Origin of the sequence: Paenibacillus lautus, assembly GCF_050482385.1 — a bacterium.
GTDB lineage: Bacteria > Bacillota > Bacilli > Paenibacillales > Paenibacillaceae > Paenibacillus_AQ > Paenibacillus_AQ lautus_B.
The window spans coordinates 1-13451 of record NZ_JBCNHV010000017.1; the positions used below are offsets into that span (position 1 = coordinate 1).

Consider the following 13451-nt stretch of genomic DNA (forward strand, 5'->3'; position numbering starts at 1 on the left):
AATTTGCCGACTAATCTTATGATTTTGATCTTTCATCCAACGTTGCTCTTTATTACCTAGCTTACGAATGGCAGACCATTTTTTGAGTTTTCCTAATTTACGCCTACGTTGCTCATGCTTTCTTCGTATGTACTTGTTTTGTCTGCCGTTTCCAAAAAATCGGGTTTTACCTGTAGAAGTTACAGAAACAGCAGGAACTTTTAAACCAAGATCAATTCCCATGATGTTTTCGTTGTTTGTTACACTTGTTGGCACTTCTACCGAAATTTGAGCGTACCATTTCCCTGACTTTTCAATGATACGCATCAATCCAAGTTTGGCTTTTCTTAACAGCTCCATATCTCTACTAGTCGCTGTAGCACGAAACGTTGTTTTCTTCGTCTTTTCATCTACAACGATAGGGAAAGCAACTGTATTTTCGGATACCGTGTAGTTTTGATTGTTAACGAAATATACAGGTTTTTTAAGAATGGGACGAACACCAAGTTTCTTGATTTTACTGAAAACACTTTTGGCATCACGAATCGCTTGATTACAAACCGCAGACGGAAGAATGGTTTCTACATCTTTTGTAGTCATTTTCGGAAATGCCCCAGTTGTTCAGCCCGTTCGGTTAGTTGATTGACTACCCGAATGTACTCATTTCCCAATTGACCTAGAATGGCTGGTTGATCAGGAAATATGCGTATCTTAACGGTTAAAACTTGCATGTGTTCACCCCCTTTTCTTTTGTTCTTCAACATAACGCTTTACGGTTTCACTTGATATGTTTCCAGCTGTACTAACGAAAAAAGAACGTGTCCACAAACTAGGCAAATGAGCAAGATGCTCAAACTCTTGCCTTAATATTCGAGAGGTTACTCCTTTCACTTTTGCCATAACGTCTGATGGAGAATCGGTGGGAAGACAGTTCAGGAACAGATGGACATGATCGGGCATCACTTCCATCGCCACAATAATCCAGTTATTCTGATGGCATATTTCAGCTAATAGCTCCTTGAATCGAATTTCCACTTGTTTGACTAACACTTTTCTTCGATAACGAGGGCAGAAAACAAAATGATAGTTAATGAGAGATACTGTTGTAGCTGTACGTCTATATTCTTGTCCCATAAAACAATTGTATCAGTTTGACCACACAACTGCAACGATTAAACAAAAAGAAAAGCACACACGCACACGTGCTATGTGTTTGCCCTTCCCATCCCATGAAGGGATGGGAAGGGCAAAGCCGTCTTTCATCCCACGATTAAAACCGTGGGCTTTCAGTCGGCAATCACTGTAAAATGAGCTATAAAAGGGGGCTGTGTTGCTCATGTGGAGTAAATTCAGGTTGAACAGGCCGGTATGGGCAGGCACCGTCGCGGGCATTTTCCTCGGGTTATTCCTTAAAATGATCGAGCAGGTCACCTCGTTAAAGGTCTATACGCTGCTGCTGAACGTCGATTACGTACCCGTCCTGAAGGAGCTGAAGCTCTCCGAACTTATCGAGTTTGCGCTGCATCTTGTCATCTCCGTCCTGCTGAGCATCGCTCTGGCCATCTTTTTGAAGCAGAAGAATGGGTCCCGCGGGCGAAGCTTATCCTGGGTCTCCCTGGTCTGTTTTTCCGTAGGCCTCCTCCTCTATCCGACCACCGGTTTGTCTGACCGTACACCGGAGTTATCCGACCTCCCTGCCCTTCTATTCTGGCTAGCCGGTCATCTGCTATACGGCATTGCACTGGGCTGGCTGCTGACGGATTCACGCGGATCCTCTGCCTAGATCGGGAAAGCGGTTTTTCGAAAACGCCGAATTATGGATTAAGACAAAATGACCGCCCCACTTGAGTGGGAGCGGCTTGAGCGTAAAGTATTGTTTAGTACAGTTTTTTTAGAATTAATCTTCCAGCGCTTTCAACTGCGGTCGATGATGAGATTACGAATCGTACTCTTCCCACTCCCGTTGTTTCCGGCAAAAACAAACATGGTTGTTGGTTCAACTGTCTTTTCCCGAGACATATTCCTTCTCCCCACTAGAATACTCCCTTACCAGTTTGCCAAAATCATCTTTATATACAACATAAGTTCCGTTTACTTTGGCCTCAAGTCTTGCTCTCTCGCCAGTCAGCCTAATAAGTTTGGTTAATTGGTTATCCCTTGTCATAATCAGGACCTCCAACTTATTTTCGTTGAATATTGTTTCTTTTTTAAATCATATCACAAACTGATTAATCCATCATATATGATTGAACATGTATGAAGATCTTTGGAATTCAATTGGGTCATTCAACGCAAAATGACCGCCCCACTGAAATAGGAGCGGTCACGCTATGAAACCGAATGCGCAAATGCCGCACTCATGCTGTTGGATCCTTCACTATGGCAATGCTAGCGTCCCAAGGACAAGTCCTTGTCCGCTTCGCTATCGGATTCCTCATCCTCGACGTTCGCGTCGTCACCGGATGCCGCGATGCCATCCATGAAGTCTTGAATCTGACCGCTGTTGCGGGTCAACGTAGCAACGGAAACCTCATGCTTCTTCGCGATATCGGACTTCGTTGTTGAAATGTCCAGCGATGAAGTTACTATATATTCTAACGCACTTGCATATCCGCCCTGTTTACGGTACTTCGGATTGGCTTCTCTGGAGAAGCTGTTCCAGACCATCAGGAGGCTGAACACTTGAAACAGCTGCTGATCATCCTGCAGCTCATAATCCCGGCAGATCTGAGGAAACACAGACTCGGCAAGCTCGCGATCCTCATCAGCATTCCAGTCCATCCATCCCAGCTTGTCGTTAATCATCTGACGCAATTGATCGGCCTGTAGCTTAGGCTCTGCTGCTCTCGCACCAGGGAACTGGATGACTTTACCGTATACCGTGCGTTCATCTTTTTCAAGACAACATCTTTTGTACTTTTTCCCGCTTCCGCAGTGACATAGATCGTTTCTTCCTAGCTTTTTCATTTCCTAGCTCCTATTTGAATGATTTCTTCTATTATACATGGAAAATATGAAAATGCGCATCTCAAGCCTATAAACCCTTAAGGCATGCCGGCCTTCCGCGTCATAACACTCTCTTACAGGGGGGGCTTCCGATAAGAAGGTGTCCAGGCAAGATAGATAGCAAAAAAGCGCGGGTCCCCTCTATGAAAGCCGCGCCCCTTCATATTATTCTATATTATCGTCATAACGCAAGTAGGATGTAACAAATTTGTTAGAACCTATAATAGACTTGTACCATTTTTGGTAAAGATTCCATAGATCCGCGCCATAAGGATCATGTACCTTGCCCAATGGTCACAGATTTCGAGTTCATTGCATAACGACACTCCACCCATACGCCAACATTGGAACCTGTTACCTGTTGGATCGCCCTGATGCAGCGGCTCTATCGCCTATCACTTGTCTTAGAACAGGCTCAAGCCCATCCGCCATCAGCTTGAAGCCGAGGTCCGTCGGATGAACCCCATCTACGGTGGCTTCCCCAGGATCATCACCTAACCAATCCGATCCATCCACAAACGTTAGGTTCTGATCTCCGGCCTCGGTCAGCTCCCGGATGAGATCCATCTGGAACTTCTTCCGCGTGAGCCGCCCTTCGAGAATCTCCGGCTTAAACGACTCGGCCCCATGGCGGATGCGGGATATCAAAATGATTGGGACCTCCGGGTGAACCATGCGGTAGGTCTCAATATACAGCGGCAAGGTCTGCCGATAAGACTGGGTCCCCCCGGAGTTCCCCTCGTAATCAATGACGAGACATGCGGGTTCCGGAATTTGAGCTGCCAGTACAGCAAGCTCCGACTCCCCTTTTCCGTTGCCTGAGAATCCCAGATTGATAAACTCCAAATGGAGCCTGCGGCTTAAGATATTCGTATACGACATGCCAGGCCGTGAGGCGCATCCGCCTTGCGTAATGGATGTTCCGTATACAATCACTTTTTTGGAAGAATCATAGGCTTCCGGTGCCCAGACCTCCGCTCCTGGTTCAAGTCCAATCCATATTTCCTCGACGCCCTGGTATAAGGGCATATTTAGGAGGAACGATCGTGTCTCGCTTGTCTCGGAATCAAAGATGCTGCTCTCATACTCCACCTGGCCGGCCTGAAAACGAGCCGTTCCCGCATGCAGCCAATGGCCGGGGCCGCCGATATACGCATCGACGCCGCACTCTCCCGTTGGCGGCATGTGGTACATGCCGGATCCTGCGACCAGACGCACGCGGACAGACACACTCCGAGAATTCGTGCGGAAGCGAATCTGACCGCCCGATGTACAGTTCGCTAACGCATCTACCTCCGGTCGAATGGGAACATCAGGTACCGCAGGCAGCCTGCGATATTTATGTTCAGCGTCAAGCCAGGCAAAGCCCGATACTTGGAAAGGCGTCTCCAATGGGGAATACCATAATCGTTCACCTGCTCCATCGTTCTCGATCTTCATGTTCTGGTCCAACTGATAAGGGGATACCTTCCCCGTCTCAGGGGTATTGTTCTGCACCATTCTCGCCTCCCTAATAACTTCAGAGCCTTCTTACCGGTCCCAAGCCGTGATAACCTCTGCCTTCAGCTCCTTCAGCAGCTCTTCCTTGTCATCCCGGTAGAACATGTTATAGGTGTCGAACGGGATCATCCTTCCGTCGGGATGCATGATGTGGACGCAGGATTTCTTGACGGAGCGGACGTCGAAGTTATGGGCGTCCAGGAACTGCATGATAATGACCCGGAAGACGTTGTCATAGGTAATCTGTTCCGGTACAGCGGCCAGCGGCAAACAGCAGAGCAAGCTCTTCAGGGAAAGCGCCGAGGATTGCGGCGAATGGCCCGTTGACAGCAGCTCAAACATTTTGCCCCGGATCACGGGATCCTGCTCAAACACAATCGTGTTGCTGTCGCCCTCGAGCAGGATTTCCGGGTCGATCATCCGCGTCAATGGCAGCACTTCCCCGCCCAGCTTTAAGGCGTAGCCCATGGCCAGGCAATCCGGGTGGCAAGGCACCGGCAGAATGTCCGCATCCGTAAATACCTCGGACTGGTCGATGATCATCCGCCGCACTTCGCTCACGGTCAGCCGGTCGGTTGCCGGATCATACCCCTCCAGCCGGCCTGCTGCCTGAATCGGCTGAATGGTGACGCCGCGCACCGCTTTTTGCTGAAGCCCATACTGAATGATATCTCCGATCTCGCCGTCATTGAGGCCTTTCTTCAGCGTGACGACCAGCGTCGTGGATATGTTGAATTCATTCAGATGGTCGATGGCTTCCTGGCGGATGCGCCGCAGATCGGCCCCTCTCAGCTCCTTCAGCACATGCGCCTCAAAGCTGTCGAACTGCAGGTAAATTTCGAATCCAGGCATGTATTCAGCCAGCCTCCGCGCAAAATCGCGGTCCTGGGCAATGCGGATGCCGTTCGTGTTCACCATAATATGCTTGATGGGACGGCTCTTGCACATGTCCAGGATGTCAAAAAAATCCGGATGCGTCGTCGGCTCGCCGCCACTGATCTGCACGATGTCAGGCTCCCCCTCGTTCTCCACGATCCGGTCGAGCATGAATTCGATCTGCGTAAGCGACCTGTAGGAAGTACGATGCGGCGACGATTCCGCGAAGCAGATCGGGCACTGCAAATTGCAGTGGTCCGTGATCTCCAGCAGCGTGAGGCAGCTGTGCTGCTCATGGTCCGGACAGAGTCCGCAGTCGTAAGGACAGCCGTACCGGATCGGCGTATTCCAGACGAGCGGCATTTCGGATGGCTTGATGAACTTTCGCGTCTGATGGTAATAATCGGCCTCCGTCGCGATCAGCACTTTTTCCGGACCGTGTATGAGGCATCTTTTGAGCATATAGATCATGCCGTTCTCCTCGATGATCTTGGCTTCCACTTTGCGGTAACAGGTCGTGCATATGCTATTTGTCAGTTCATGATACAGATAAGGGCGGTTTTTTGGCATAATCAAGACTCCTTTGGTCAGCTTGGAAAATGGGAATCCGGCATCGATCGGCGAAGCCGGTTTCTGCCGCCGATCAGCCACGCATAATAGATGAGGCCCGCGATGCAGGCTAATTGGATATTGTTCAGTCCCAGGTAAGGATGCGGCGTCGGTTTGATCCAGTCGATCACCAGGCGGAAGAGCAGATACCCGGCCATGAACCATTGGAACATCCGCCCGGACACGTAGCCCTCGCGAGTGGATCTGCCGCGGCTTTGGCGGTACAGTGGAATCAGCAGTAAGGCCAGCACGACCAGAAACAGGATCTCATACAGCTGAGTCGGATGGCGATAAACCCCGTCGCCAAAATCCACGCCCGTGAACCAGGTCGTCGGCGTACCATAGGTATGATCATCTAGGCCGGTCAGAAAACAGCCGATCCGTCCGAGCCCCAGGCCCAGCATCAGCGGGTAAACAAAATCATCGCCCGTGGAATGCTTCCATCCCACCCAGCGCTTTGTCAGCTCGACGCCGATCAATCCGCCCAGAAGACCGCCGACAATGGTCTTGCCTCCCCACAGCAGATGGAATTGGCGCAGCTGTTCCCAGGTGGCAGCCGGATCCTCCAGCCAGAATAGCAGCTTGGAGCCAATGGCTGCGCCGACGATGATGCCAGCCAGAATCTGCAGGCTCATCAGCTTTGTCATGCCGCTCGGCCTGCGGGTCCATAAATACACGCGGAAGCCGATAAAGTAGGCCAGCGATTCAAACAGCACGTGTGGATGAATCCGCCAGGACCCCAGGTATACATAAACAGGAAACTCCATCTGTCCACTCCTTGATATCAAAACTTGAATGGGAAATGCGATCTAGCCGGAAATAGGAACGCGTTATTTTAAAAAGAAAATAAGATTGCCCCGCAAATCGTCAGCAGCAGCAGCGCAAGACCGCCCAAGATGGCCAGTATGGAGACGATCACGGTCACCCATACGTTCCTAGGCTGTCTCGGCGCGCCGGGACCGGTATTCATTTCACCGCAGCGGTAGCGGCAGCGGCCTGTTTCCGGATTATGGCATTCCTCACACACCGGCTTCCCGCAGCGCGTGCATTGAGCAACGGCTTCCCTCTCGGGATGGTTCATGCAGCGGTAGACTTCCATCCAATCACCTCACTTGGCATTCAATCCCTATATTCCCATTGTAAACGTTGCCGAAGATTTAGACTACCACCTACATTTACGACGCATATCCCGTGATTATGAGTAACATTAGGCAGTGCCAGACCAGCTGCAAAGATACGCTAGGCTCGTTAAAAACTAAAAAGGCAAGCTATCTGCCTAATGAAAGCCAGCGCTTGCCTATCACCTTTGATCGGTTCGTTTCAATCCCCTCTTGATGCAGCTTACTGCCCTAACTCCTCAACGTCCGTTACTTCGAACGTGAGTACTATGGGATAGCGGCAATTCCTCTATCATGAGGATAGATCCCCCCATCGTGCCCACATCTCTTGCGGATTGAGCTCATAGACTCCGTTGTCCCTGAACATGAAATGATGCATAACGAACTCCCGGCGAAGAGTTGCAAAGTCTTCATGGTAACCCTGAATAAACTCGTTGATTTCCTTCTCGGTGTACTTACGTCCCTTCTCAAGCCGGGATACCATATGCGTAAGCACGATGAGTTTCTTCTTCAACTGGGCAGGGATGCTCTTCAACTTCCCGTCGGATGTGAAAAAATTGTTCAGAACAGCGTCCTTCGTCCGCTGATCTTCTTCCTCCAAGCGCTCGGGGACGCCGTCGGGCCTTACTCGTTGGTAGATTAGATTTTCCGTAGCGGTTGCACTATTTTTGATAAAATAATGGTTTAACGAGAAATAGATCGTGTTCTTATCCCTACGCTCTTTGATCAGGCTCGCTTCCCGCAGCTTCGCTGCATGGTGCGTGATCGTTGCCGGCGTGACGCCGATCTTCTCGGCCAGAACCTGTCCGTTTAATTCACCTTCGGCTAGCAGGATCAGCATTTTGATTCGCGTCGGATCCGCAAGCGCCTTATGATAACTAACCACCTTATCCAACTGCATGGATATGTTCACTCCCTACACAATTTGACGAGCATCTAATTTACGATTTATTAAATCAGATATTATCCCATCCGAAATTCAAAGTAAACCTCCGCATGAGCAATCAATGCCCTGACAGCATAAAGAAACCCGCCCTTCTTCATGAAGGAACGGGTTTCCGGATTTTACGGCTCCAGGCACAGAAACTGTTCGCTGATTATCCAGTTAACCTACGAACCGCATCTTACACGACAGCTGCGTCGACTCTGGACTGATCGGCATTCTGGCATCTCTTGCATACCTTCAGCGCTGTGCCGTCCGACTTGTTGGCGACGTAGAGTAGCTTGATGCGAGAAGTGCTGCATACCGGGCATGTGCCGCGGCCACGTGATGGCATACTCCATAGTGCGCGGCCCCGTTTTGTTTTGGCCATGTTTCATATCCCCTTTATTTCATAATCTCTTTAATGTTGTTGCGAACCCTTGCACACAGCTTGTACAAGATTCGACTTCCCTTTGTTATACGAATCATAGGAAATACAGCTTGGATATCTGTGCAACTCCATTATAGGGGATGGCCTGCCGTAAAATATAGGGAATAAACGCTTATGAACTCTTTTTTACATACGGTACGTCACATCGTGCCTAGTGCTTCATGAGGTCCATTTCCGCTGTATGGCGGGTACATCCGAACGGAAGCTGAGCTGGTACACGTCGGGATTGGTTAGCGCCTCCCACTCGTCGAAGCCGATCCGGTTGTCATAATGCTTTAGCAGAAGCGAGATCAGGTTGCCATGCGACACGATGACAGCATTCTGGCTAGAGTTCTGCAGGACCTCCTCCACCACACGAACGGCGCGATGCATGGCTGTACGACTTGATTCCCCGCCTTCATAACACAAATCCAAATCATCATAAGTTCGGCGAAGCATCTCCCGCCAAGCAGTCTCATTGCGACCCGATAGAACCCTCTCCGTTAATCTCTCATCCATCACAGCTTCTATGCCAATGAGATTCGCCAAGGGTTTGATCGTATCGTAGGCTCTACGGTAAGGACTCGAAACCATATGATCAATCCCTTTATCAGATAGAAACTCCGCAAGTTCAAGCGCTTGCTGAATACCCTGCCCGGTTAACGGAGCGTCGGCGGCTTGTCCCTCAGCCTTGCAGTGTCGCACAATAAATACGTTTTTCATGAAATCAGCACCTCCTTTATAAACCAATATTACTCTTGAGTCCTTGATAGCTTCCTGACTCCGGAAATCCGCGCTGAACGATCGTCATAAACTTCTCGGAAAACCCGTGGCTCGTTAAATCTGCGATCGGGACCAGGACCACATCACCGATGGGATTGAGATCGAACTCGTTCGACGGGAGACGGATCTCCCCCTCCAAGCGTTCCAGCAAAAACGTAATATGTAACAGTGAAGGCGATGAATCCGGTTTATCGCATAAATATAGGAGTTTCTTTACTTTTGTTGTCAGTCCGGTTTCCTCTTCCATTTCTCGAACCATGGCTTCTTCCAGGGTTTCCCCTTGCTCTACTCTTCCTCCGGGAAGCGACCAGCCGCGTTCAGACGAAACGCTCTGTTTGACCAGCAAAATACGTTCGTTTTCAATCAGGATTCCGGTCACTCTGACCTGCAACAGGTTGCTCATTACCACACCTCCAATTCGTTGGATTCTTCTTTCCATGAAAAATACTTAGGTCAGCTTGCAGCGGACATTCTCCGCTCTTTGCACACTCTCCTTCGTCCACGGCGGTGCCTTCGGATGGTTTAGGATCTCGGACAGTGTCATCCACTGTACCGACTCGACCTCGTCCGGGCTCTTGCTGTAAGGCGTACCCTTATCATACTCGCACAAAAACACCATGTTGATGACAGGACGGTCATCGTCCGTTACAAATGAGGAGCTGTATAAGTATGTGACGTTCTCCTTCACCTCGACGCCAACTTCTTCGTAAAGCTCCCGCTTCACCGTGCGCTCCAGAATATCCAGCGTGTGCCCCTCCCTGTCGACTTTGCCTCCCGGTAACGAGAGTGTTCCCCCCGCATGCTCTTCCTTCATGCTGCGCGTGATCATCAGCCACTGCCCGTCCTTGCAGACGGCCCCTTCCACATTGACGATAAACATGACACCCCTCCTCAAACAACCTATTTTCTTACTTTACACGATACGGACCGTTGTTGATAAGGGGGAACGACGCTGCCTAAATGAATCAGCTCTATTTACACGAGTATTCCATAATTGTTCTCGGCATGTAACAAGACAACTTTTGTTATTTCTAACCTATTGACTCTCACCTTACAGGAGACCGCAGAATAGGTTCCAGCATTGATTCTGTAAGGAGGATTATCACCATGCCAAGCTCTATCCGTTTGCTCCACAACGGCTTCGTCCGAGCGATCCTGATTTCCAATGTATGCTCCCAGCTCGGAATATGGATCCGAAATTTTGCGGTTTTGCTGTATATCATGGATATGACAGGCGGGAATGCTTTTGCCATTTCCATGATTTCCGTTGCCGAATACGGACCGATCTTTCTGTTTTCGTTCATTGGGGGTGTATTCGCCGACCGTTGGCGTCCCAAAGCAACCATCGTCTGGTGCGAGATACTCAGTGCCTGCTCCGTCTTCATCGTGTTTCTGATGCTGGAATCCGGCTCGTGGGGCGCTGTATTCTTCGCGACCTTATGCTCTTCCATTCTGTCGCAGTTCGCCCAGCCCTCCGGCATGAAACTGTTCAAAATCCATGTGCGGGACGAGGATGCTTCTATTGGAATGTCGCTGCTGCAAACGCTGTTCTCTCTCTTCATGATCATCGGTCCGATTCTGGGCACATGGGTATTTCAGCAATGGGGCATGTCGGCTGCCCTCGTGTTAACGAGCGGATTGTTCACGTTATCTGCGCTAGCCATGCTGTTTGTGCCTAAAGATCAGAAAGCAACTACGGATACAGCAGCGGCAGCTTCTTCAATTCTTTGCGATATGGCGGATGGCATTGGTTATGTTTTATTCAAAAGAGACCTGCTGCGGCTTAGCCTCTGCTTCATGGTTGTGGGGCTTGGGGTGGGATTGATCTCCCCGCTCAGCATATTTCTGGTGACCGAACGCTTAGGCTTGTCCGCTCAGGACTTGCAGTGGATTACCATCCCTTACGGTGTAGGCGAAATCCTGGGTGGAATCGTAACGTTTATGCTGGCATCCCGAATTGCTCCCGGACGGTTACTGATGATGGGGCTGATCGTGAACGGCGCAGGCATTCTCTTGCTGGGTCTGTCGACAGTCCTCTGGCTGACCATGCTCTCGCAATTCCTGATTGCGCTGCTGCAACCGGCTATTTTTATCGGGAACCACACCTTGGTCATGCAGCAAACGGAACAAGCCTACATCGGTCGGGTCACCGGAGTACGTACTCCGCTCATGACCGGAGCCATGCTGATCACAATGGGATGCTCGGGTCTATTAAAACAAACACTTTCCCTAACTTTTGTTTATGAATTGGCCGGCATCTGTTTTTTACTGGGGTTCTTGATGATCATCCCCCTCGTCCGAAATGGAAATAGAAGCATGACCGCACGCGGTGAAAAAACCGAAGCATAAACGCATACGCGGATAAAACAAAAAACCGAGTGATAACGAGGGTTATTCCCGTTGCACTCGGTTATTTGCTTTTCAACAATATAGCTCAACCTAGATCCTAAAGCTTGCTCAATATATGCTCTATGATCTGCTTATCCAACGCGACATTATGACCCGATATGCAAGTGTCAAAATCCATTTCTTTATATTTCAGAAGCGTGCGAATGTAAGACTCCTCATCGCCATAAATGCTTGGAACAATCTCATCCATGGAGTCACCGACATTATCACCTAGATGAATCACCTGCTCCAGTTCGTCCAACACACTTATGGAATCCAGGGTATGGCCAGGGGTATATATGAGCCTTATGTTGTCTTCCGGAAAATATAATTCGTTATCAAATGTCAGATTAGGAAGAACCAATTCCGTCTCCCCCTCAATAAATCTCTTGTTTTTCTGAATCATCACTTCCCATTCTGACTCCATCATTTCCCTGCACAGTGTGTGAGATATGATGGTACAGTCTCGGAACGAGCCATTCCCCCAGATATGGTCCCAATGATGATGCGTATTAATTACAATGATGGGCTTGTAATCATGCTTTATGTATTCTTTAACAGGCTCGATGTTCAACGAGCCCAGACCCGTATCGATAATGTAATTATTTCGATCTCCCATGATCAGTTGAACATTTAAATCCCATCCCGCAGGGATACGATTGGTAAATAAGACGTTTCTTTTCTTTATCTTTTGAATTTGAATTTGAATTTGAATAATCCTACACCACCTAGCTGTAATTTTTCTGATTATGAATCGTTCCCCAATTACACATCGCTTCAAGCACAGGCAGCAGCGTGATTCCATATTCGCTCAGAGTATATTCCACCTTTGGCGGAACCGAAGGATGGATGGTCCGAACAACAAGCCCGTCACTTTCCAATTCCCGCAGATGCTGGGTCAGCATCTTCTGCGTAACCTCGGGTATGTCCTTCTCCAAATCACTGAAGCGCTTGGTGGATTCCATTAGATGCCATAAGATCAAGGGCTTCCACTTCCCCCCTATGACATGCATGACCGTTTCAATGGGGCATTGACTAATGACAGCATTAGCAGATGTTCTCATATAGCCCTCCTCTATGGCTTACTTTAAAGTAAGCTCCTTACTCGAAAGTGGGTTCTTATCACGATTCTATGTTGCATGTTAGTCTAAAGTCAATTCAACCGGAGCATGACGGATAACGTTATTCACCAGCCTAGATGCTTTCGAAAAATTTAAGGAGGATTATTTTATGAATCCATATGGTTCCAGCACATCATGGCAATCCAAGGATTGGGGGCCGCGCGCTTACTCTTACTGGCTGGTCGCCTCACTCTCGCTGTTTCTGCTGTACCTCGGTGTGAACACGTTTATTGGGCCGGAGGCCGCCATTCAAGGCTTTGGTTTAACTCTTTTTCATTCTTCGGATGCAGCCATTATCTACATCAAGGCCAATCGCGATTTATACATCGGGCTGGTGATCGCCGCCTTATTGCTCTTCCGTCTGCGTAAAGCATCCCTTATCCTACTCATTCTCAGCATCGAAATGCCTCTCGTGGATGCCTTGTTGGTACTCCGTAGTGAGGGGGCTACTCCAGCCTGCGCGTGGATTCATATCGGCACAGTTATTTATATATTATTCGTGGCCTGGGTATTATTCCGGGAGGAACGATCCGTTATAATGAATCATAAGACAAAACATCCCCGGTCTTTTCCAAAATAACGGATCGAGGTGAGTTATGTAACAGGAAAGGCCCTTGTTCATCATGGGTACCTAGCGGGACCGCCCCGGATTTTGCAGACGGCTGTTTTAGGTGGATTAGCACGGCTAGCTGATCTTCTGAAATATCGAGTGTAAGGAT

The 13451-nt window shown here is 49.1% G+C and carries 18 protein-coding genes; 3 read left to right on the forward strand and 15 right to left on the reverse strand.

All coding sequences use genetic code 11. The annotated features are described in order from the left end of the window. Both ABEW73_RS21590 and tnpA read right to left on the reverse strand, forming a co-directional pair. Window positions 1-579: transposase (locus tag ABEW73_RS21590; protein ID WP_430206399.1), on the reverse strand; the 579-nt coding region annotated here is incomplete at its 3' end. Window positions 580-714: 135 nt separating this feature from the next. Continuing rightward, window positions 715-1113, reverse strand: a complete 399-nt coding sequence (gene tnpA, locus ABEW73_RS21595) for an IS200/IS605 family transposase (protein WP_430168871.1) — start codon at window positions 1111-1113, stop codon at window positions 715-717. A 202-nt stretch (window positions 1114-1315) separates the two neighbouring features. Between tnpA and ABEW73_RS21600 the strand changes: the two genes are divergently transcribed. Beyond that, on the forward strand, window positions 1316-1762 hold the full coding sequence (locus tag ABEW73_RS21600; protein WP_430168873.1) for a hypothetical protein: 447 nt from the start codon (window positions 1316-1318) through the stop codon (window positions 1760-1762). 213 nt (window positions 1763-1975) lie between these two features. On the opposite strand, the gene ABEW73_RS21605 is transcribed toward ABEW73_RS21600, so the two are convergent. The 11 genes from ABEW73_RS21605 to ABEW73_RS21655 all read right to left on the reverse strand — a co-directional run bounded on the left by ABEW73_RS21605 (window position 1976) and on the right by ABEW73_RS21655 (window position 10103). Further along, the gene (locus ABEW73_RS21605) at window positions 1976-2143 is read right to left on the reverse strand and encodes a hypothetical protein (protein ID WP_430168876.1); all 168 of its coding nucleotides are present in this window, start codon (window positions 2141-2143) and stop codon (window positions 1976-1978) included. Window positions 2144-2367: 224 nt separating this feature from the next. Beyond that, complete coding sequence (locus ABEW73_RS21610) at window positions 2368-2946, reverse strand: YecA family protein (RefSeq protein ID WP_430168879.1); 579 nt, start codon at window positions 2944-2946, stop codon at window positions 2368-2370. Window positions 2947-3339: 393 nt separating this feature from the next. After that, entirely contained in the window at window positions 3340-4485 is a 1146-nt protein-coding gene (locus tag ABEW73_RS21615) for an SGNH/GDSL hydrolase family protein (protein ID WP_430168882.1), read from the reverse strand. A 30-nt stretch (window positions 4486-4515) separates the two neighbouring features. Further along, window positions 4516-5931 (reverse strand): radical SAM protein, encoded by a 1416-nt coding sequence (locus ABEW73_RS21620; RefSeq protein ID WP_430168885.1) that lies wholly within the window; start codon window positions 5929-5931, stop codon window positions 4516-4518. Window positions 5932-5948: 17 nt separating this feature from the next. Beyond that, a complete protein-coding gene (locus ABEW73_RS21625) occupies window positions 5949-6737 on the reverse strand; it encodes a prolipoprotein diacylglyceryl transferase (protein WP_430168888.1) in 789 nt (262 codons plus the stop codon). A 68-nt stretch (window positions 6738-6805) separates the two neighbouring features. Beyond that, window positions 6806-7069: a B-box zinc finger protein gene (locus tag ABEW73_RS21630; RefSeq protein WP_430168891.1), complete on the reverse strand. Its 264-nt coding sequence runs from the start codon at window positions 7067-7069 to the stop codon at window positions 6806-6808. Between the two features lie 311 nt (window positions 7070-7380). Continuing rightward, window positions 7381-7989: a metalloregulator ArsR/SmtB family transcription factor gene (locus ABEW73_RS21635; protein WP_430168894.1), complete on the reverse strand. Its 609-nt coding sequence runs from the start codon at window positions 7987-7989 to the stop codon at window positions 7381-7383. A 223-nt stretch (window positions 7990-8212) separates the two neighbouring features. Continuing rightward, entirely contained in the window at window positions 8213-8401 is a 189-nt protein-coding gene (locus tag ABEW73_RS21640) for a hypothetical protein (RefSeq protein WP_074961888.1), read from the reverse strand. A 219-nt stretch (window positions 8402-8620) separates the two neighbouring features. Continuing rightward, window positions 8621-9163, reverse strand: a complete 543-nt coding sequence (locus ABEW73_RS21645; RefSeq protein ID WP_430168897.1) for a histidine phosphatase family protein — start codon at window positions 9161-9163, stop codon at window positions 8621-8623. Window positions 9164-9179: 16 nt separating this feature from the next. After that, window positions 9180-9626, reverse strand: coding sequence for an NUDIX hydrolase (locus tag ABEW73_RS21650; RefSeq protein WP_430168900.1), 447 nt, complete (start codon window positions 9624-9626; stop codon window positions 9180-9182). Between the two features lie 45 nt (window positions 9627-9671). After that, a complete protein-coding gene (locus tag ABEW73_RS21655; protein ID WP_430168903.1) occupies window positions 9672-10103 on the reverse strand; it encodes an NUDIX hydrolase in 432 nt (143 codons plus the stop codon). 227 nt (window positions 10104-10330) lie between these two features. Between ABEW73_RS21655 and ABEW73_RS21660 the strand changes: the two genes are divergently transcribed. Beyond that, on the forward strand, window positions 10331-11572 hold the full coding sequence (locus tag ABEW73_RS21660) for an MFS transporter (RefSeq protein ID WP_430168906.1): 1242 nt from the start codon (window positions 10331-10333) through the stop codon (window positions 11570-11572). Between the two features lie 97 nt (window positions 11573-11669). Here ABEW73_RS21660 and ABEW73_RS21665 read toward each other — a convergent pair whose 3' ends face one another. Next, entirely contained in the window at window positions 11670-12416 is a 747-nt protein-coding gene (locus ABEW73_RS21665; protein ID WP_430168909.1) for an MBL fold metallo-hydrolase, read from the reverse strand. Beyond that, complete coding sequence (locus ABEW73_RS21670) at window positions 12340-12675, reverse strand: winged helix-turn-helix transcriptional regulator (protein ID WP_430168911.1); 336 nt, start codon at window positions 12673-12675, stop codon at window positions 12340-12342. Before ABEW73_RS21670 ends, ABEW73_RS21665 begins: the two co-directional genes overlap by 77 nt. Window positions 12676-12841: 166 nt before the next feature. Here ABEW73_RS21670 and ABEW73_RS21675 point away from each other — a divergent pair, with 166 nt between their 5' ends. Then, entirely contained in the window at window positions 12842-13312 is a 471-nt protein-coding gene (locus ABEW73_RS21675) for a DUF4267 domain-containing protein (RefSeq protein WP_430168913.1), read from the forward strand. Window positions 13313-13451: the final 139 nt, after the last annotated feature.

Excerpts from the sequence above, each read along its gene's own strand:
- tnpA (WP_430168871.1), bottom strand. The coding sequence starts at position 1,113 with ATGGGACAAGAATATAGACGTACAGCTACAACAGTATCTCTCATTAAC.
- ABEW73_RS21600 (WP_430168873.1), top strand. The coding sequence starts at position 1,316 with ATGTGGAGTAAATTCAGGTTGAACAGGCCGGTATGGGCAGGCACCGTC.
- ABEW73_RS21605 (WP_430168876.1), bottom strand. The coding sequence starts at position 2,143 with ATGACAAGGGATAACCAATTAACCAAACTTATTAGGCTGACTGGCGAG.
- ABEW73_RS21610 (WP_430168879.1), bottom strand. The coding sequence starts at position 2,946 with ATGAAAAAGCTAGGAAGAAACGATCTATGTCACTGCGGAAGCGGGAAA.
- ABEW73_RS21615 (WP_430168882.1), bottom strand. The coding sequence starts at position 4,485 with ATGGTGCAGAACAATACCCCTGAGACGGGGAAGGTATCCCCTTATCAG.
- ABEW73_RS21620 (WP_430168885.1), bottom strand. The coding sequence starts at position 5,931 with ATGCCAAAAAACCGCCCTTATCTGTATCATGAACTGACAAATAGCATA.
- ABEW73_RS21625 (WP_430168888.1), bottom strand. The coding sequence starts at position 6,737 with ATGGAGTTTCCTGTTTATGTATACCTGGGGTCCTGGCGGATTCATCCA.
- ABEW73_RS21630 (WP_430168891.1), bottom strand. The coding sequence starts at position 7,069 with ATGGAAGTCTACCGCTGCATGAACCATCCCGAGAGGGAAGCCGTTGCT.
- ABEW73_RS21635 (WP_430168894.1), bottom strand. The coding sequence starts at position 7,989 with ATGCAGTTGGATAAGGTGGTTAGTTATCATAAGGCGCTTGCGGATCCG.
- ABEW73_RS21640 (WP_074961888.1), bottom strand. The coding sequence starts at position 8,401 with ATGGCCAAAACAAAACGGGGCCGCGCACTATGGAGTATGCCATCACGT.
- ABEW73_RS21645 (WP_430168897.1), bottom strand. The coding sequence starts at position 9,163 with ATGAAAAACGTATTTATTGTGCGACACTGCAAGGCTGAGGGACAAGCC.
- ABEW73_RS21650 (WP_430168900.1), bottom strand. The coding sequence starts at position 9,626 with ATGAGCAACCTGTTGCAGGTCAGAGTGACCGGAATCCTGATTGAAAAC.
- ABEW73_RS21655 (WP_430168903.1), bottom strand. The coding sequence starts at position 10,103 with ATGTTTATCGTCAATGTGGAAGGGGCCGTCTGCAAGGACGGGCAGTGG.
- ABEW73_RS21660 (WP_430168906.1), top strand. The coding sequence starts at position 10,331 with ATGCCAAGCTCTATCCGTTTGCTCCACAACGGCTTCGTCCGAGCGATC.
- ABEW73_RS21665 (WP_430168909.1), bottom strand. The coding sequence starts at position 12,416 with ATGGAATCACGCTGCTGCCTGTGCTTGAAGCGATGTGTAATTGGGGAA.
- ABEW73_RS21670 (WP_430168911.1), bottom strand. The coding sequence starts at position 12,675 with ATGAGAACATCTGCTAATGCTGTCATTAGTCAATGCCCCATTGAAACG.
- ABEW73_RS21675 (WP_430168913.1), top strand. The coding sequence starts at position 12,842 with ATGAATCCATATGGTTCCAGCACATCATGGCAATCCAAGGATTGGGGG.